We start from the raw sequence: 17,306 nt of genomic DNA on the forward strand, positions 1-17,306 counted from the left end.
TTCCCTGTGCCGTTCCCTGTGCCGTTTCTTATGCCGTGAAGATGTGCCGCCGGGCGGCCGTCGCCTCGAACTCCTCCAGCCGGCGCTGTGCCGCCTCGGGCGCCGCGTCGCACATCGCCTGCAACAGCACCATCGCCATCGCCATCGGCCCGGTGTGCAGGTCGAAGACGAGCTGCGTGCCGACCGCCGCGGGCAGCACCACGTCGGCCCGCTCGGCGACCGGGCTGACCGCCGAGTCGGTGATCGCGACCACCGCGAACCCGGCCCGCTTGGCCTCGGCGACCGCCTCCAGGGACTCGCGCGGGTAACGCGGGAGCACCACGGCCAGCATCGCATCGGCACCGGCCGCGCGGGCCTGATCGAGCCGGTCGAGCAGCGGGGTGCCACCGGAGTCAAGAACCCGGACGTCCGGGTGGACCTTAGCCGCGAAATACCCGAAATATCCGGCAAGCGGCGCGGCCGCCCGGAGGCCCAGCACCGGCAGCGGCCGGCTGGCGATCAGCAGCTCGGCGGCTCGCTCGACGTCGTCCAGGCGGGCGAGCTGATCGTGCAGCCGGGCCAGGTGCTCGGCCTCGGCCCGCACCGCGAGCTGCATGGCATTGCCCTCGGTCGCGGCCTCCGGCGCATCCCCGGTCAGCTCACGCAGCCGGCGGCGCAGCGCGGGGTAGCCCTCGTAGCCGAGCGCCATCGCAAACCGGGTGACCGAGGGCTGGCTGACCCCGGCGAGGTCGGCCACCTCGGCCGCGGAGAGATAGGCGGCCTTCGCCGAGTGCTCGACCAGGCAGTGCGCAATGCGGCGCTGGGTGGGCGTGAGCCGAGCGCCGTGGAAGAGGTCGAGAACGGACTGAGCCGCATCTCCATTCACACCCGAAGCTTATGCATAAAAACTTTCAGCGCGCCAGGCCCTCCGCACCTCTGTGACGTTTTGTTCGTTTTCGCTTACCTCGCGTAACGGCAGGATGTATGACCGTCATGTTCGTGCCCGCTTGATCGACTTCTTCGCTCTTGAAGGGTTGCAGTGGCCGCGTCGGTTGTGGGACGTCGGCTCACTGCTCGCCTTGGAGGAACTGCTGGAGGCCAGTTCCTGGGCTCGGCACCGCGTGCTGTCCGTTGGCGCGGTCGACTGGCAGCGGCGTCAACTCCTAAAGGTGATCGGCCCCGATGTCGGCCTCGGCGACACGGAGTTGCGCGCCGAGTTGACCTCGCTGCTGAACAAGCCGCTGCCCGATCCGAGCGCGGCACACCGCCGCCTGCGGCAGGTCATCGACCATGCTCGCGGCGGCTATCTCGGCCGCTGGGCGGCTGCTTGCTCCCGGCCCATCGACCAGCGGCCAGAGCCGGAACGGTTGGCTCGCGTCGTTGCGGCCCACCTGCTGGACCTCGGCTACGACGCGAGCCACCTGGCGACATGGATCGGGCGGCTTTCCCGCCGACGCGCGAGCGCCGAGGAGATCTTGCAGGGCGCCGTCGCGCTCGACGCCGCTACGCCGCGGGAGTTCACGGTTCTCGCGCTCCTGGACACCGTGCCCGAACAGAGTCAGGCCGAGAACCACGAGGCATGGGTCTCGGGGCGGGCAGCTGTCGACTGGATTGTGCAGCACGGCTACTCCGCCAACGGCATCCGGGCCGGCGGGGGGTTTCTCTATCGCGTGATCGCGCGTGATCCATTCAGCGCCGCGAGCCAGGTACGGGAGCTCGTCGAGCGGATGGTGGCGCGGTCTTTCTTCATGCGAGGCAATAGAGACGTGATCAGACCTGCTTCGCAGCTATGGGTCGATCACCACCCGGACCCGATTCGCTTCGCCGCCCCAGACCGGGGTGCTTACGTGCTCTCCCTGGTCAATGAGGGGTACATGTATCAGGTCGGTGGGGACCGAGCGATCGTGGACGATGCGCTGGAGCTTGCTGCGCCGGTGAATCGGGGTGCTCTCGGCCCGGCGGTCGCCGGGGCGTGGGCGGCGGTCGAGTCACTGTTGTCGCATCCGGATGATCCCGCCGAGGAGGAGCGGCCGGGCAAGGCAGTCGCCGCGGATCGACTCGCGGCCATCGTCGCCTGCTCGTGGCCCCGCGCAGAGCTGACCGCTCTGGCTCATCGGTATCGCCCGGAGACCCCCGATGCTCTTGCCGAGACCTTGGCGACCTGCACGACAAACCGAGAACGGGCGTGCGCGATGGCCGAGGCATTGGTGGCGGGGAACGCAAGGGAAATGGCCGGCTGCTTCCGCCGCGACGCCGACGTCGCCGCGGTGCATCGGATGCGCCGGGTCGTCACCAGCCCGAAGGCCGAGCTCGCGTCCGCCGCGGCCATCTTCGAAATGGCGATGAGGCGGCTCTATCGGACCCGCAATATCGTGCTGCATGGTGGCTCTGTGCAGGGCGTAGCGCTCAAGGCTGCCTTGCGTATAGCCGCTCCGCTGGTCGGGGCCGGACTCGACCGCATCACGAACGCGTCGCTTGTCGAAGGTCTCCCGCCGCTCGACCTGGCAGCTCGGGCCGAGGTCGGGTTGCAGTTGGTCGGAGGCGAGACCGGGCTGAAGGTGGTCGACCTCCTCATGCCGCGTAGATGACTGTGCGGACGAGCTTGGAAAGAAAGAGGGTCCCGGCCGATTGGCGGGGACCCTCGTTAGATGTGCAGAACTATACCAGTGTGACGGGCGTGTGACCATGTCATTCGTACGCTGTCCCGGAGGCCGGGGAGAGTGGCGATGCGAGTCCTGGTGGTTGACGATCGTGCCCGGGATCGGCCTCACCGCGATCTTCGCGTCCGCCCAGGACTGGCAGACCGTGGTACCGGCCTGGGCGATGGCGGGCGGGGTGGGCGCCACCCTGGTGATCGGCGGCCTGGCCGGTTTCTACCCGGCCCTGCGCGCCGCCAGAATGGCGCCCACCGAGGCGCTGCTGGCCCCCTGACCGCCCCTTCAGGCGGCCACCGGCAGCGCGGTGGGAAGGATCGTGACCCGATGGGCCGGGACCGGGTTGGCGACGCCGCGCACCCGCACCAGCGCCTCGTCCGCCGGCCCGGGCAGGCGGCCGGCCCCCGCGTACGCGTTCGGCCCGAGCACCAGTTCGCCCGGCCCGGCCTCGGTGCACAGCCGCTGGGCGAGGTTGACCGCGCGCCCCCACACGCCGAAGCAGGCCGGCTCCCAGGAGCGGGTGACCAGCACCTCGCCGCACTCGACGCCGACGTGCACGTCCGGCCGGCCCGGGCGGCCGGCGCTCAGCATCGCGCAGGCCGCCGCGGTGGCCCGCTCGCCCTCGTCGCCGAGGCTGCGGCGCAGGCCGAAGACCGCCATGAAACCGTCGCCCAGCACCTGCTGAACCTCCCCGCCGTACGCGTGCACGCAGCCGACCAGGTCGTCCAGGAGCGGCCGCATGATGCGGTAGACCGCCTCCGGCTCCACGCTCTCGACCAGGCGGGTGAACCCACAGATGTCGGCGAAGAGCACGGCCACCTGCCGGCGCCGCGGTGCGGTCTGTCCGATGTGGTTGACCATGGCGTAACCTCCCCCAGTAAGGTTTCCGACAATGAGGGTGACCCCGGCGCGGCCGTAATGTGTCCGGCAAACACCTAGGATCAAGCGACCCGCACCCTTACCCCGGACGGGAAAGGCGATGCCCGGGCTTGGCACCGGCTGGCATACTCCTGGCGTGCGGCGGAGACGACTCTCCCCCTTGGTCGGACGGCAGGCTGAGCTCGCTGAGGTCAGCGCGGCTTGGGACGACGTCCGCGAGGGTCAGGCCGCCGGCTTCCTGATCTCCGGTGAGGCCGGCGTAGGCAAGACGCGCCTCGTGCAGGAATGCATCGAGCGGGTCCTCGCGCAGGGCGGCCAGGTCCTGGCCGGCTCCTCCTTCCGGATCAGCTCGGGCGGCCTGCCGTACGGTCCGATTCTCGACGCTCTGCGCCGCCTGCTGCGCGAGCGGTCGGCCGAGTCGCTGACGGCGTTGGCCGGCCCCCGGTTCGCCAGCCTCGACCAGATGTTCTGGCCCGAGCCGGACGAGGCACACCGGGCGCCGGACGCCCGGCTCTTCGACGTCTTCCTCGCCCTGCTCGGCCGGCTGGCCGAGGAGGCGCCGGTGCTGCTGGTGATCGAGGACGTGCACTGGGCCGACCAGTCCACCCTCGACCTGCTCAGCTTCCTGACCGTGGCGCTGCGCCGCGAGCGCGTGCTGCTGGTGGTCACCTACCGCGACGACGAGCCGGCCGCCGGCCCGCTGCCGGCCGCCCTGGTCGAGCTGCTCCGCGGCCCGTTCATGAACCATCTGCCGCTGGCTCCGCTCGGAGCGGGCGACCTCGGCCTGCTGCTCGCCCACCAGGCCGGCAACCCGCTGCCCAGCGCGATCGTCGACGAGATCGCCGACCGCTCGGGCGGGAACGCGTTCTTCGCCGAGGAGCTGCTGGAGGCGCGCGGCCTCGGTCCCGAGGTGCCGGCCCGGGTGCGCGACGTGGTGCTGCTGCGGGTCGCGACCTTCACCCCGAACGCGCAGGCGGTGCTGCGGATCTGCGCGGTGGTCGGCCGCCGGATCGGTTACCCGCTGCTCGCCGTGGTCACCGAGCTGCCGGAGGAGGAGCTGCTCGCGGCCCTGCGCGAGCTGGCCGCCAACCGCGTGCTGCAGCCGGACACGAGCCCCAACGCGTACCGCTTCCGGCACGCGCTCGCCCACGAGGCGGTCTACTCCGACCTACTGCCCGGCGAGCGGGCCCGGCTGCACGCCCGGGTCGCCACCGCCCTCGCCGAGCGGCCGCAGCTGGGCGACCGGCCGCGCTCGACCGCCACCGCGGTGGTCGCGCACCACTGGGAGGAGACCGGTGACCTGCCGAAAGCCCTGGCCGCGGTGGTCGCCGCCGGGCGGGCCGCGGTCGAGGTGCGGGCGTTCCGCGAGGGGCTCACCTATTTCACCCGGGCGATCGGGCTCTGCGACGAGGTGGACGACCCGGCGGCGGCCGGGCTGACCCGGCCCGAGCTGCTCTCCGCCGCGGCGCGCTGCGCGCACGACGCGGGCGAGCACGAGAGCGCCGTCCGCCTCGCGGAGGAGGCCCTGGCCGCGACCCCGCGCGAGGACGTGGTGGCCCGCGCGCTGCTGCACGAGGCGCTCGGCACGTACCTGGACCGGGTCGACGGCGCCCGCGCGCTGCGCGCCTTCACCAAGGCGTACCACCTGCTCGCGACCAGCGACGCGCTCGCCGAACGCGCCCGGGTCACCGCGGCGCTGGCCAACTCGCTGTCGGTGCGCGGCCTCTACCCCGACTCGGCGCCGCTCTGGGAGGAGACGCTCGAGCTGGCCCGGGCGTCCGGCCGCAAGCGTGAGGAGGTGCTCGGCCTCAAGACCTCCGGCTGGCACTTCGCGATGCACGGCGAGCCGGCCACCGGGATCGGCCGGATGCGCGAGGCGCTGCGCGTGGCCCGGGACGAGGACGACGTGGAGGGCATCTGCGTCACGTACAACCATTTGTGTCTGGCCCTGGATTTCATCGGCTGGTCGAGCGAGGCGGTGGCGACCGCGGAGGAGGCGCTGCTGTGGAGCGCCGATCTGGGCCTGATGTTCCCGCCGATGTTCGACATGCTCGATTCGCTGGTGCTGGTGCTGTATCGCAACGGCCGCTGGCGGCAGGCGGAGGAGGTGGCCGAGCGGCAGCTGGCGAGCCATCACGCGGCCGCGCGGGCGCTGATGACCTATGTGGTGCTGGCCGAGCTGGCCACCGCGCGCGGCCGGCCGGAGGAGGCCGCGCAGCAGCTCAAGCAGGCGTTCGAGCAGCTCAAGCACGACGAGGACCCGCTCGACCACGGTCTCGTGCACGCCGCCGCGGCGGCCCGCGCGATGTGGCTGGAAGACTACGAGACCGCTCGCGCCGAGGTCGCGGCCGGCCTGGAGGTGGTCGGCGCGCACGGCGACGACCAGCAGGCGGTGGCGCTCTGCGTGCTCGGCCTGCGGATCGAGGCGGACGAGGCGGAACGCCGCCGGGCGGGCGGCCGGTCCGGGGTGGAGGAGGTACGCGTCCGCGGTGAGCGCCTGCGCGACCGGGCGGCGTCGCTCTGGCAGCGGATGGGCGTACGGCAGCGATCGTTCCCCGAGGCGGCGATCGACGCCGCGATGGGCGAGGCCGAGTTCGCGAGGCTGACCGGCGGCGAGCCCAACCCGGACGCGTGGGGCGAGGTCGCGGCCGGGTGGAGTCGGCTGGCCCGGCCGCACGCCGGCGCGTACGCGCGCTGGCGGGAGGCCGAGGAGCTGGTCCGCGCTCGGGATCCGCGGGCGGCCGAGGTGCTGCGCTCGGCTCGGGACGCCGCTGAGCTGCTGGAGGCCCGCACGCTGCTGCGCGAGATCACCGCGCTGGCCGACCGGGCGCGGCTCGACCTCGGCGCCGCCGCCGACATCCCGCCGGTCGAGCCGGAGCGGCCCTTCCACCTGACCGACCGGGAACTTCAGGTGCTGGCGCTGCTCAAGGAGGGGCGGCGCAACCGGGAGATCGCTCGCACGCTGTTCATCAGCGAGAGCACGGCCAGCGTGCACGTCTCCAACATCCTGGGCAAGCTGAACGCCGGCAACCGGGTCGAGGCCGCGGCCATCGCCCACCGCCTGCACCTGGCCTAACGCTGCCGGGCCCGCCAGAACGGGGAGTCGGGGAAGCGGGTTTCCCGGCGGTAATACCAGCCGAGGTCCTTGAGATAGGCGTGGTAGGTGGCGGCCATCTGCGCGGCGTACGCCGGAACGCTGTTGGCGACGATTGCCTCGGCCGCGGCTGTTCCGCTGGTCAGGGCATCGTGCAGACCTCGGGAGGAGAGCGGGTCGTGCGCGCAGGCGGCGTCGCCGACCGCGACCCAGCCGGGGCCGGCGACGCGCTCCAGGGCCGAGCTGCCGGCCGCCGCGGTGCGCAGCCGGTCCGGGCGCGGCCACCGCGCGCGTGGCCCGACCAGTGCCGTTTTCGCCAAGAGGTCGGGCCAGGAGTCGATCGTGCCGGCGATCGAGGCGTCGGTGAACAGGGCCACCACCATCCGCCCGCCCGGGACGCGGGAGGCGTACCACCAGCCCTCCGGCACCGCCTCGACGAGGCCGGCCGCGTCGTCCGGCGAGGGGTCGGGCACTAGCGCGGTGATCCCGACGAGCCGGCTGTCGACGCGGCGGGGGGAGCGCCGCAGGCGTCCGCTCCGGCCCGTGGCATCTATAATGAAATTTACGGAAATTGGTGGTTTACCGGGCAGCGAGATGGTCCAAAGCGGGCCATTCCGCCGCACCTCGGTGACTCGGTGCGGAAGGGCTGGGCCCAGGGCGTCCCGCAGCATCTGGTTGAAGCGGACCCGATCGAGCTGCCAGGAGGGGCCACGGGGATCAAGCAGTGCGGGCCGGAACGCCGGCTCGTCCGAGCCCCAGCAGGAGACGAAGCCGCTGCTCGGCAGGTGGCCCCCGGCCTGGAAGGACGGCCACAGGCCGAGCTTGCGCAGCGCCGCGCCGGCCGCCGCCGGCAAGCCCTCGCCCGGCTCCCACTCGCCGGCCGGTCGCGGATCGATCGCCACGACGTCGACTCCCCGGGCCGCGAGGGTGATCGCGGCGGCCGCGCCGGCCGGCCCGCAGCCCAGCACCGCGACCCGGTCAGGTTTCACCTCGCCAGTCTGTCGCGAACCAGGCTGTCACCGCCACGGCGGAGTGGTCGCATGAAGACCGATGAGAGGGGAGCGTGCCATGCTCAGTTGCCGATTCGGGGGCGGCTCCGGGTTTCGCCTGGAGTTGGAGGACAACGAGGACCTGGTGGTCATCCGGTCGGTGCGCCGGGGCGCACGGCACGACGTCTCCCCGCTGTCCTCGCCCAGCCGCACCGCGCAGGACCGCCTGACCCCGCTGTTCGGTTTCCCCGAGGCGGGCGTCGGGGTGTATGCGTCCCCGGTAGGCGACGCGCCGACCATCGCCGTCGTGCTCAACGAGGACCCCGAGGTCGAGTTCGCCGGGCGGGGCCTGCGCGACCAGTACGGCGCCCCGGTCGTCTACACCGAGAACGTCTTCGTGAAGTTCCGCGACGACCTGACCGCGGCGCAGTGCGAGGCGCTGCTGAGCGAGGCCGGCCTGACGGTCAAGCGGCTGGTCGGTGCGGCACCCAACGCGTACTTCACGGCCGCGCCGACGGGTGTCGGTCGCGAGGTGTTTCCGCTGGCCGAGCGGCTGCTCGACCGCGACGAGGTGGAGCTGTGCCACCCCGAGCTGGTCCGCGAGGTGAGCCGCCGGCAGTGGTTCCCGCAGCAGTGGCACCTCGGCCCCACGGTGGTCAAGGGCGTCGACGTGGTCGAGCACGCCCACGTGGTCGAGGCCTGGGCCGACTCGCGCGGCGAGGGCATCGTGGTCTGCGTGATCGACGACGGGCTGGATGTCACGCACGCCGAGTTCGGCTCGGCCGGCAAGCTGGTCGCCCCGCGCTCGGTGAGCCGGCCGCGCGGCGACGACCCGCGGCCCGGCGACGGCGACAACCACGGCACCGCCTGCGCCGGTGTGGCCTGCGCGGACGGTGTGGACAAGGCGTCCGGGGTGGCGCCCGGCGCGCGGCTCATGCCGGTGCGGCTGGTCTCCGGGCTCGGCTCGCAGGACGAGGCGGACGCGTTCGTCTGGGCCGCCGACCACGGCGCCGACGTGATCTCGTGCAGCTGGGGCCCGGCCGACGGCCGCTGGTGGGACCCGACCGACCCCACGCACAACCAGGTGGTGCCGCTGCCGGACAACACCCGGCTGGCGATCGAGTACGCGATCGCGCACGGCCGCGACGGCAAGGGCTGCGTGATCACCTGGGCGGCCGGCAACGGCGCGGAGAGCGTCGACAACGACGGGTACGCGAGCTACGACAAGGTCATCGCCGTGGCCGCCTGCAACGATCTGGGCCGGCAGAGCCGGTACAGCGATCACGGCGCGGCCCTCTGGTGCAGCTTCCCGAGCAGCAACGGCTCGCCGTCGCGTACTCCCGGGATCTGGACCACCGACCGGTGCGGCCGGGAGGGGTACAACGCCGGCGACGAGTCGCTGGGCGATGCCGCGGGCGACTACACGAACTCGTTCGGCGGTACGTCGAGCGCCGCACCGGGCGTCGCCGGGGTGGCCGCGTTGATCCTGTCGGCCAACCCCGGCCTGCGCTGGGACGAGGTGAAGGACCTGCTGCGTGCCTCGGCCGACCGGATCGACGACAATGCCACCGAGTACGACGAGAACGGGCACAGCAACCGCTACGGCTACGGCCGGGTGAACGCCGCGGCGGCGGTCCGCCTCGCCCTGTCCCAGCCGGCTGCCGCCAAGCGAGCCCTAAGTGTTTCGGTCGCGAACAACTGAGAGATCTCCCGATACGCGCGCGACCCCAGCTTCGAAAGCGTGAGACCCATGAGCCGGATCGCGTACTGTGCCATCCACCCGGCCGTCGGCGTGGCCCGGGTGGGCGACAGCCCGGACGAATACTTCCTCGGCCCGGAGCGGCCGGGCGCCGAGGAGTCGCCCGCGTCCTACAAGGACCAGGCCGGGCGGGTGAAGCGCCAGGCGGTGCGGTTCCGCGTCTTCGCGTACGACGAGAGCGACACCGTGATCGGCGAGCTCACCGCCGACGACGCCGAGATCGCCTGGACCGTCCACCTCGTGAACGGCAAGGCGGCCGCCCAGCCGTTCACGGGCTCCGGTAAGCGGAACGCCTCGGTGGCCGATCGCGCCTCGCTGGTGATCGACCCCGGTCCGCGTACGATCACCGGCCGCCAGGCCGCCGGCGTCGCCTTCGACACCGGAACGTTCCTCGGCAAGCCGGTGCCGCTCGGCGAGCTGCGCACCGACGACGAGGGCCGGCTGATCGTGCTCGGCGGCTCCGGCCACTCCGGCTCGGTGCCCGAGGACCAGCCGCTGCCCAGCTTCGCCGACAACGACGGCTGGCACGACGACACCGCGGACGGCCCGGTCACCGCGACGGTCACCAAGGACGGCCAGGCGATCGAGGTCCGCGGCGCGTGGATCGTGGTCGCCCCGCCCGACTTCGCGCCCGCCGTCGGCAACCTGGTCACCCTCTACGACGTGATGGAGGACGTCGCGGTCGAGCACGCCCTCACGGCCGATGCCAAGGAGGTCTCGTTCGAGCGGGACATCGCCCCGGTGCTGGCCCGCGCGATGGGCTACCAGTGGGTCAACCAGTCCGCGACCCGCGGCCACCGCCGGGCGGTGGACCTGGGCCGGGGCACCGAGCGGGTCGGCGACTTCTTCGAGCGCGACCATCTGGCCCTGCTCGGCGACCCGGGGGAGAAGGGCGCCAAGGCCCGCCGCCAGGTCTTCGCGGTGATCCGCCAGCCGCATGACGAGGCCGACGAGGCGACCGCCGAACGGCAGGCCACCGCCGCCTTCATGCCGCAGCTGTCCGGTGACCGCGGCTCGGCGACGCCCGGCCGGCCGGAGACCTGGTTCACCGTCACCAGGCTGCAGTACCGGCGGCTGGCCCAGTGGGCCGACGGCCAGTTCGTCGCGGGAGTGCCGCAGGAGCCGCCGACCGAGCCGGCCGCGCTCGACCGGGCGGCCCTCGAGGCGTGCGTGGGCGGGCCGTTCTTCCCCGGCATCGAGATGAGCTCGCGGGTGCGCGATCCCCAGACGTACGCCCAGGCCTTCCGGTTCCGGAGCGACCAGCCGCCGGGGTGCATGACCGAGCGGATGGCCGTGCCGTGGCAGGCCGACTTCACCGACTGCCGGCACTTCTGGTGGCCGGCCCAGCGCCCGGACGACGTGATCGCCGATCAGGACTACCTCGCGGTCACCGCGGCGCTGTTCCCGGACGGCGACAACCCCCGCCGGCCGATCAGCACGACCGCGTTCCCCCGCGTGCGCTGGGACCGCGGCATCGGCGATTCCCTGCCGACCTCGCTGGATGCGAGCCGGCGCTCGGACAGGAGGCACCGCGAAATGGTCAACGAGTGGTCGCGGCTCGGCTTCGTCACGCCGGCCGCCGACGACAGCGGGGTGCTGGTGGAGACCGAGCGCGCGCCGTACGCGGGGCTGCGCGACCGCGACTACTTCCACATCATGCTCAACCCGCACGAGTACCCGGACTTCGGGCCGACGGCGTGGAAGCTGGCCCGCGACTTCCTCGAGACGGCCGCCGCGTACCAGCACGACCCGATGATCGACTCGGATCTCAGACCCTTCCGGTACGAGGAGCGCGCCTTCGACGCCCGGCTGGACAGCATCTACCAGGACATGGTCGACCGGGTTGCGAAGTACGACCCGGCGAACGACCGGGCGTTCAAAACCCACGCCGACACCGTCGACCGGCTGCGGCAGTCCGGCCCGCTCAACCAGACCGACGGCGTCTGGCTGCGCAACGTCGCCACCATCGGCCCGATCAACGACCTCACCGGCTTCCTCACCCAGATCTGGGTGGACGAGGTCGGCGCCGGCAACCCGGCGCAGAACCACGCCAACATCTTCACGCACACCCTCGCCGACGCCGGGATCACCACCGCGCCGATCACGAGCAAGGAGTTCGCGCAGGACCCGACCCTGCTCGAGTCGTCGTTCACGCTGCCGCTGTTCCAGCTGGTCGTCTCCCAGTTCACCGACCAGTTCCTGCCCGAGCTGCTGGGCATGACGATGATGTTCGAGTGGGAGTCGGTGGAGCTGGTCACCACCGCCCGGCTGCTGGAGCACTTCGGGCTCGACTCGACCTACTACCGGCTGCACGTCGCGATCGACAACGCCGACGTCGGGCACGGCGCGATCGCGAAGCGCGCGGTCAAGCGCTACCTGTCCGGCTTCGCCGACGAGGACGTACGGCAGGGCCAGTGGCAGCGGATCTGGAACGGCTACGTGGCTTTCCGGATCACCGGCACGCTCGGCCAGGACCTCGTCGACAAGCTGCTCGTCCCGTCCCGCGCCCGCGACCGGGTGCTCGCGATGATCGACGAGAAGAAGCGGTACGGCGCCCTCAACCACGGCGGGGCCGGGGACGGGATGAGCAACAACCTGTTCGACAACCCGGGTCAGCTGCTCGACCTGCTCCGGCAGAACGGCCAGGTGCTACCCGGAGACCCGGACAACAGCCCGTTCCTGCAGCAGATGAAGTTCGGCGGCCGGATGTACAAGGTGTTCACGGCCGACGAGCAGCAGGCCTGGGCCGACTGGATCCGCAGCCTGGCCGAGCCGGCGGCGGCCGACCGGGTGCCGCCGAGCCCGTTCGCCGCGGCCGCCAAGCCCACCGCGCCGGCCGAGCAGCCCGCCGAGCCGGTGGGGGACGTGCCGCATTTGACCTTCTCGTCCTCTGCGGAAGAGGTGAGCAAGCACCCGCGCGGGACGCTGCTGGGCCACGGCGCCGCGCACTGACGTGAAAGGCTGGCAGGATGCGGATCGCCTCACTGCACACGTACCCGGTCAAGGGTTGTCACCGGATCGACCACGACGTGGCGCAGGTCGAGCCGTGGGGTCTCGCCGGTGATCGCCGGTGGGCGATGATCGACGCCGACGGCGTCGCGTTCACCCAGCGGGAACACCCGCGCCTCACCCAGCTGCGGGTCCGCACCCGGCCGGGCGGCCTCGAGCTGGCCGCGCCCGGCCTGCCCGGCCTCTCGGTCGACGAGCCGGTCGACGGGCCCAAGGAGTTCGTCCGGGTCTTCTCCGGCCACCTGCCGACTCCCGCTCGGCTCGCCGAGAGCGAGTGGAGCAGTGAGTTCCTGGGCGCGCCGGCTCGGCTGGTGTGGCAGGCGGACGCCGGCACCCGTCCGATCGGCGGGCGTGACCCGGCGGGCGGACCGGTGAGCTTCGCCGACGGCTATCCGATGCTGCTGGCCAACGAGGCCTCGCTGGACGCGCTGAACCACTGGCTGGACGAGCCCGTGCCGATGACCCGGTTCCGGCCGAACCTGGTGATCGCCGGCGCGGACAGGTGGGCCGAGGACGACTGGTCGGCCCGTGGGGTGCGCCTCCAGATCGGTGACGTGGTGCTGCGGGCCGGGCCCGGCTGTCCGCGCTGCGTGGTCATCACGACCGACCAGGAGACCGGCGAGAAGGGCCGGGAGCCGCTCTTCGCGCTGGGCAAGCACCGGCGCTTCGAGGACGGCCTGCTGTTCGCCCTCAACATCGTTCCGGAGGTTCTCGGCTCACTGCGCGTAGGTGACGCGGTGACTGTTCTCGACTGATCGAGTGAAGCGGGCCGCAGATGCCTTAGGTCTGTCTTAGGAAGGTTGCCCGGGGCCGGTCCGCCGCGAAGGATCCCTCAGCGTGATCCCTCGCCGCCTGCTGTCCCCCCGCTGGCTCGCCGCCGGCGGCGCCGTGGCTCTCGCCGCGGCCCTCGGCGCGGCGCTGCTGCTGCAGAACTCCGGCGCGGCCTGCGCGGCGCCGCCGTCCACCTCGGCGAAGTCCGGCAAGGCGACCTTCTACGACCTGGGCGGCGGCACCGGCAACTGCTCGTTCCCGTCCTCGCCGGCCGATGACCTGTTCGTCGCGCTCGGCCCGGACCAATACTCCGCGGGCGCGGCCTGCGGCACGTACCTGGACGTCACCGGCCCGAAGGGCAAGGTGCGGGTCAAGGTCACCGACTCCTGCCCGGAGTGCGCCGCCGGCCACCTCGACCTGAGCCGCACGGCGTTCAAGAAGATCGGCAACGAGGTCGACGGGATCATCCCGATCACCTACAAGACCGTCACCGGCGTGACCACCCCCGGCCCGATCTCCGTGCGGGTGAAGGAGGGCTCCTCGCGGTACTGGCTGGCCGTGCTCATCGACAACCACGGCAACCAGCTCAAGTCGGTCACCGTCAACGGCAAGACCACGCACCGCGAGGACTACAACTACTGGGTCGTCGACGCCGGCGCGGGCAGCGGACCATTCAAGATCAAGATCAGCGACGGGTACGGGCACAGCGTCACCGTCGGCGGCATCAAGCTCTCGCCCGGCGCGACCCAGAAGACGTCCGCGCGTCTGGTCGGCGGCGGCGTCAGCGTGGCGTCCTCCTCGGCGAAGGCCGCGAAGAAGAAGGCCGCCACCCCGTCCACCGCCTCGGCCGCCCCGGTGCGCTCGGCGGCCGCGCCGTCGCCGGAGGTGACCGCGGTCGAGGCGCCGGCCACCGACGTGGCGCTGCCACCCGCGCAACAGGCGGTCGACCTGGCCGCGGGCGCTCGTCAGACCTGCGGCTGACGCCCTCTCCAACTTCCGCGCCCCACTTCCGCCGCGCCTCGGACCCCCACCCGGGCTGCGTGCGGACCGCTGGCCGTCGGCGGTGACGCCCCCTCACCCCCAGGGCGTCGCCGTCCGGCGGCCTTCGGTTTATGCCGGTAAATCCAGCCACATCTGGATTTCGTCCCGGTCGTCGCCCGGTCCCACCCGCAACGCGCCCGGCAGCCGTCCGACCTCCCGATAGCCGAGCTTGGCGTAGAAGTTCTCGGTCCCCGTGCCGCCCCGCACGGTCACCTGCAACGCGGCGAGCCCCGCCGCGCGGCCGAGCGTCTCCGCCGCGCGCATCAGCGCCGCGCCCAGCCCGCGCTTCTGCCCGCGCGGCGTCACCATGACCCGCTTGAGCACCCGCCAGTGATCCTTCAGATCGAACCGGTTGTCCACCACGAACAGCAACGCCACGACCTCCTCGCCGTCCAGACCCAGGATCAGCCGGTCGATCCCGGCCGCGACCCCGTCGAACGCCTGCTCGGCGACCGGCCGGACGGTTTCGGCGGACACCGGGCTGACGAAGCCCACGGCCCCGCCGGCATTGGTCACCTCCACCCAGAGCGCGACGATCCGCGCTCGCAGGTCGTCGGTCAGTTTCGGATCCACCACGAACTCCACAGGCATGGCGCCATCATCTCGTCGTGACCGGATAGTGTGCCCGGCGTGCCCCTGATCGACACGGTCAAGATTTACGGCGAGGCGGTCGCCGAGGTGCTCGACACCGACGAGCGGCTGCTGGCCATGGGCCCGGTCCACGTGCGCCGTCCGGGCGTGTTCGAGTCCGCGCTGATCGCCGGCGTCGACTGGACCGGCCTGCGCTACGGCCGCGACCGGCTGCGGTCCGGCCCGCCGGCCACCGGCTCGTGGGGCCGGCGCACCCAGCGTGTCCTGCAGGCCCGCGAGGTGACCAGCCTGGACTGGGCGGTCACCGACCGGCGGTTGCTGCTGCTCGACAACGACCGGGTCAGCCCGCCGCACTTCCGCCCGCTGATGGCCGTCCCTCGCGCCGCCATCCGAAGCGTCCGCCGTCGTGGCCGGCTCTTCCTGCAGTGGGGCCGGGTCGAGGTGACCTTCACCGACGGCTCGATGGTGGCGCTGGTCCTGGCCATGGTGGACGTGTCGGCGGCCGCCCATTTCCTGCGGGCGCTCACCAGCGGATGATCGAGCGGGCCGTGCGCGAGGCCGCCGCCACGTCCCGGTGCGCGGATTCGGGCACCGGCGCCCGTTCGCGTCAGGCGGCCACCTGGCCGGCGGCTCGCTGGAAGGCCTCGTTCTCCCGCTGGATGGTGCGGGCGATCAAGCTGCCGAAAAGCATCGCGAAGATGCCGGCGCCGTGCCCGGTGACCTCGATCGACAGCGTGTTCCGCGTGCCGTCGCCGGTCGGCGCCAGCAGATGGCGGCCGATCATGCGCAGGCCCATCCGCCGGGTCTCCCAGGTGAACTCGGTTTCCGGCGTGATCGTGGCGACGGTCCACACCGCGGCGGTCTGGCCCGGCTGCTTGACCCGCGCCGAGCTGCCCACCCGCAGCGGGCCCGGCTCGAGCAGCGTGACCGCCTGCACGGTCGGCATGAAGGACGGCCACCGCTCGACGTCGGTGGTGAGGCGCCAGACCACCGGCGGCGGCGCGCTGATGACGGTGCTGTGCTCTCGGTACATACCGGCACTGTACCATTTGGTACATGCCCGTTGAAGCCCGCGAAGCCCTGTTGGCCAAGGTCATGACGGCCGTGGCCAAGGACGGCCTGGCCGACCGCAGCCTGCGTGAGATCGCCGCGAGCGCCGGCACCAGCCATCGGATGCTGATCTACCACTTCGGCTCGCGGGAAGGCCTGCTCGCGGCGATCGTCGCCGCGATGGAGGCTCGGCAGCGGGCGGCCATGACGGCCATGGCCGGTGGCACCCCGCGCGAGGTGATGACGGCCCTCTGGCGGCAGGTCTCCAGCGACGAGCTGCGCCCCTTCGTGCGCCTCTTCTTCGAGGTCTTCGCCCTGTCCAGCCGCAGCGAGGCCGAGCCGCGTGACGCGCTGACCGCGCCCTGGCTGGACGACGCGTCGGCGGCGTCGTCGGCGGCGGGCCTGCCGGTCGATCGGGCCGCGCTGCGGCTGGGCGTCGCGGTCTCCCGCGGCCTGCTGCTCGACCTGCTGGCCGGGGCGCCGCGGGAGGAGGTCGACGAGGCGTACGAGGTGTTCGTCCGCCTTTACGAGGGCACCGTGTGAATCCATTCGGCGATGTCGGCGACCACGGCTTGGTCCACGTGCTGGGCCGCCTCGTACTCGGCCGGTCGGGATGGTCCGTCGCCGGTGAAGAACAGGTGGTTGTCGGCGTCGTGGACGCGGATCGTGACGCCGGGGCGATCGGCGAGGCCGGCCCGCCAGCGGGCCAGGTCGTCGTCGACGGTCGCCTGGTAGTCGCGGCCGCCCTGCAGGATCAGCATCGGCCTGCCGAGCGTCGCGGCGGTCGCGGCCGGGTCGTAGCCGCGCAGGTCCAGCCAGTACGACGCGGGCACACCGAACGGCAGCTCGCCGGCGGGTGTGCCGGGGGAGAGATCGGGGCTGTCCACCGCCCGGGCCTGCCGGGTGACCGTGTCGATGAGCGGCTGGGAGGCGGCGGCGGTGGCCGGGTCCAGCGAGGCGAGATAGCGGAACTGCCGGACCGCCGACCAGTGCATCGGCTGCGCTCCGCCGGCGAAGATGACCAGCCCGGCGAGGGCCGGGTCGGCGGCGGCGACCCGCGGGGCGACGGTGCCGCCGAGGCTGTGGCCGAGAATGAAGATCCGCTCCGGGTCGACGCCCGGCCGGTGCCGCAGGAGCTCGGCGGCGGCGAGGGCATGGTGCAGGTACTCGTCGTTCACGGTGAAGCCGGCGGCCGCGGCGACCAGGCCGGGGTGGGCGAAGGTGACCTTGTCGAACCGCAGCGTGGCGATGCCCCGGGTGGCCAGGCCCCAGGCGAGATCCTTGAACGGCTTGTTCCGCCCGATGGTCTCGTCCCGGTCCAGCGGCCCGGAACCGGCGAGCAGCACGATCGCGGGGTGCGGTCCCGGCGCGGCCGGCCGGGTCAGGGTGCCGGGGACGGCGAGGGGGCCGTCGCCGACCGTCACGTCCTCCTCGGACAGTGCGCCGGAATCCACGTATCCGGGCGGCTGCCACTCCTGCATCGGCTGGGC

15 protein-coding genes are annotated in these 17,306 nt (G+C 72.4%); 9 read left to right on the forward strand and 6 right to left on the reverse strand.

What is annotated here, in order from left to right; all coding sequences use genetic code 11:
• Nucleotides 1–28 precede the first annotated feature (28 nt).
• Nucleotides 29–865, reverse strand: coding sequence for a MurR/RpiR family transcriptional regulator (locus ODJ79_RS03460; RefSeq protein WP_263021824.1), 837 nt, complete (start codon nt 863–865; stop codon nt 29–31).
• A gap of 121 nt (nt 866–986) precedes the next feature.
• On the opposite strand from ODJ79_RS03460, the gene ODJ79_RS03465 reads away from it, so the two are divergent.
• On the forward strand, nt 987–2,567 hold the full coding sequence (locus ODJ79_RS03465) for a hypothetical protein (RefSeq protein WP_263021825.1): 1,581 nt from the start codon (nt 987–989) through the stop codon (nt 2,565–2,567).
• Nucleotides 2,568–2,730: 163 nt separating this feature from the next.
• A complete protein-coding gene (locus tag ODJ79_RS03470; protein ID WP_317620631.1) occupies nt 2,731–2,910 on the forward strand; it encodes an ABC transporter permease in 180 nt (59 codons plus the stop codon).
• Between the two features lie 8 nt (nt 2,911–2,918).
• Here the strand turns inward: ODJ79_RS03470 and ODJ79_RS03475 are convergent, their stop codons facing one another.
• Entirely contained in the window at nt 2,919–3,494 is a 576-nt protein-coding gene (locus ODJ79_RS03475) for an adenylate/guanylate cyclase domain-containing protein (RefSeq protein ID WP_263021826.1), read from the reverse strand.
• 154 nt (nt 3,495–3,648) lie between these two features.
• Here ODJ79_RS03475 and ODJ79_RS03480 point away from each other — a divergent pair, with 154 nt between their 5' ends.
• Nucleotides 3,649–6,588: a helix-turn-helix transcriptional regulator gene (locus ODJ79_RS03480; RefSeq protein WP_263021827.1), complete on the forward strand. Its 2,940-nt coding sequence runs from the start codon at nt 3,649–3,651 to the stop codon at nt 6,586–6,588.
• Here the strand turns inward: ODJ79_RS03480 and ODJ79_RS03485 are convergent.
• Nucleotides 6,585–7,595 (reverse strand): NAD(P)/FAD-dependent oxidoreductase, encoded by a 1,011-nt coding sequence (locus tag ODJ79_RS03485; RefSeq protein WP_263021828.1) that lies wholly within the window; start codon nt 7,593–7,595, stop codon nt 6,585–6,587. The two genes, ODJ79_RS03480 and ODJ79_RS03485, sit on opposite strands and share 4 nt — an antisense overlap.
• Nucleotides 7,596–7,674: 79 nt before the next feature.
• Here ODJ79_RS03485 and ODJ79_RS03490 point away from each other — a divergent pair, with 79 nt between their 5' ends.
• The 4 genes from ODJ79_RS03490 (at nt 7,675) to ODJ79_RS03505 (ending at nt 14,115) form a co-directional block, all read left to right on the forward strand.
• A complete protein-coding gene (locus ODJ79_RS03490) occupies nt 7,675–9,297 on the forward strand; it encodes a S8 family peptidase (protein ID WP_263021829.1) in 1,623 nt (540 codons plus the stop codon).
• 48 nt (nt 9,298–9,345) lie between these two features.
• Entirely contained in the window at nt 9,346–12,306 is a 2,961-nt protein-coding gene (locus ODJ79_RS03495; protein ID WP_263021830.1) for a LodA/GoxA family CTQ-dependent oxidase, read from the forward strand.
• Nucleotides 12,307–12,323: 17 nt separating this feature from the next.
• A complete protein-coding gene (locus tag ODJ79_RS03500; protein WP_263021831.1) occupies nt 12,324–13,118 on the forward strand; it encodes an MOSC domain-containing protein in 795 nt (264 codons plus the stop codon).
• Between the two features lie 82 nt (nt 13,119–13,200).
• Complete coding sequence (locus tag ODJ79_RS03505) at nt 13,201–14,115, forward strand: expansin EXLX1 family cellulose-binding protein (RefSeq protein WP_263021832.1); 915 nt, start codon at nt 13,201–13,203, stop codon at nt 14,113–14,115.
• A 129-nt stretch (nt 14,116–14,244) separates the two neighbouring features.
• On the opposite strand, the gene ODJ79_RS03510 is transcribed toward ODJ79_RS03505, so the two are convergent.
• Nucleotides 14,245–14,766: a GNAT family N-acetyltransferase gene (locus ODJ79_RS03510; protein WP_263021833.1), complete on the reverse strand. Its 522-nt coding sequence runs from the start codon at nt 14,764–14,766 to the stop codon at nt 14,245–14,247.
• Nucleotides 14,767–14,805: 39 nt separating this feature from the next.
• Here ODJ79_RS03510 and ODJ79_RS03515 point away from each other — a divergent pair, with 39 nt between their 5' ends.
• Entirely contained in the window at nt 14,806–15,303 is a 498-nt protein-coding gene (locus ODJ79_RS03515) for a hypothetical protein (RefSeq protein ID WP_263021834.1), read from the forward strand.
• Nucleotides 15,304–15,373: 70 nt separating this feature from the next.
• On the opposite strand, the gene ODJ79_RS03520 is transcribed toward ODJ79_RS03515, so the two are convergent.
• Nucleotides 15,374–15,799, reverse strand: coding sequence for an SRPBCC family protein (locus tag ODJ79_RS03520; protein ID WP_263021835.1), 426 nt, complete (start codon nt 15,797–15,799; stop codon nt 15,374–15,376).
• A gap of 23 nt (nt 15,800–15,822) precedes the next feature.
• Between ODJ79_RS03520 and ODJ79_RS03525 the strand changes: the two genes are divergently transcribed.
• On the forward strand, nt 15,823–16,359 hold the full coding sequence (locus ODJ79_RS03525; RefSeq protein ID WP_263021836.1) for a TetR/AcrR family transcriptional regulator: 537 nt from the start codon (nt 15,823–15,825) through the stop codon (nt 16,357–16,359).
• On the opposite strand, the gene ODJ79_RS03530 is transcribed toward ODJ79_RS03525, so the two are convergent.
• Nucleotides 16,341–17,297, reverse strand: a complete 957-nt coding sequence (locus ODJ79_RS03530) for an alpha/beta hydrolase family protein (RefSeq protein WP_263021837.1) — start codon at nt 17,295–17,297, stop codon at nt 16,341–16,343. The two genes, ODJ79_RS03525 and ODJ79_RS03530, sit on opposite strands and share 19 nt — an antisense overlap.
• Nucleotides 17,298–17,306: the final 9 nt, after the last annotated feature.

The organism is Actinoplanes sp. KI2 (assembly GCF_025630775.1).
Lineage (GTDB): Bacteria > Actinomycetota > Actinomycetes > Mycobacteriales > Micromonosporaceae > Actinoplanes.

Bases quoted from the DNA above. Each gene is read 5' to 3' on its own strand.
- ODJ79_RS03495 (WP_263021830.1), top strand. From the start codon at position 9,346: ATGAGCCGGATCGCGTACTGTGCCATCCACCCGGCCGTCGGCGTGGCC.
- ODJ79_RS03500 (WP_263021831.1), top strand. From the start codon at position 12,324: ATGCGGATCGCCTCACTGCACACGTACCCGGTCAAGGGTTGTCACCGG.
- ODJ79_RS03525 (WP_263021836.1), top strand. From the start codon at position 15,823: ATGCCCGTTGAAGCCCGCGAAGCCCTGTTGGCCAAGGTCATGACGGCC.
- ODJ79_RS03510 (WP_263021833.1), bottom strand. From the start codon at position 14,766: ATGCCTGTGGAGTTCGTGGTGGATCCGAAACTGACCGACGACCTGCGA.
- ODJ79_RS03520 (WP_263021835.1), bottom strand. From the start codon at position 15,799: ATGTACCGAGAGCACAGCACCGTCATCAGCGCGCCGCCGCCGGTGGTC.
- ODJ79_RS03475 (WP_263021826.1), bottom strand. From the start codon at position 3,494: ATGGTCAACCACATCGGACAGACCGCACCGCGGCGCCGGCAGGTGGCC.
- ODJ79_RS03490 (WP_263021829.1), top strand. From the start codon at position 7,675: ATGCTCAGTTGCCGATTCGGGGGCGGCTCCGGGTTTCGCCTGGAGTTG.
- ODJ79_RS03530 (WP_263021837.1), bottom strand. From the start codon at position 17,297: ATGCAGGAGTGGCAGCCGCCCGGATACGTGGATTCCGGCGCACTGTCC.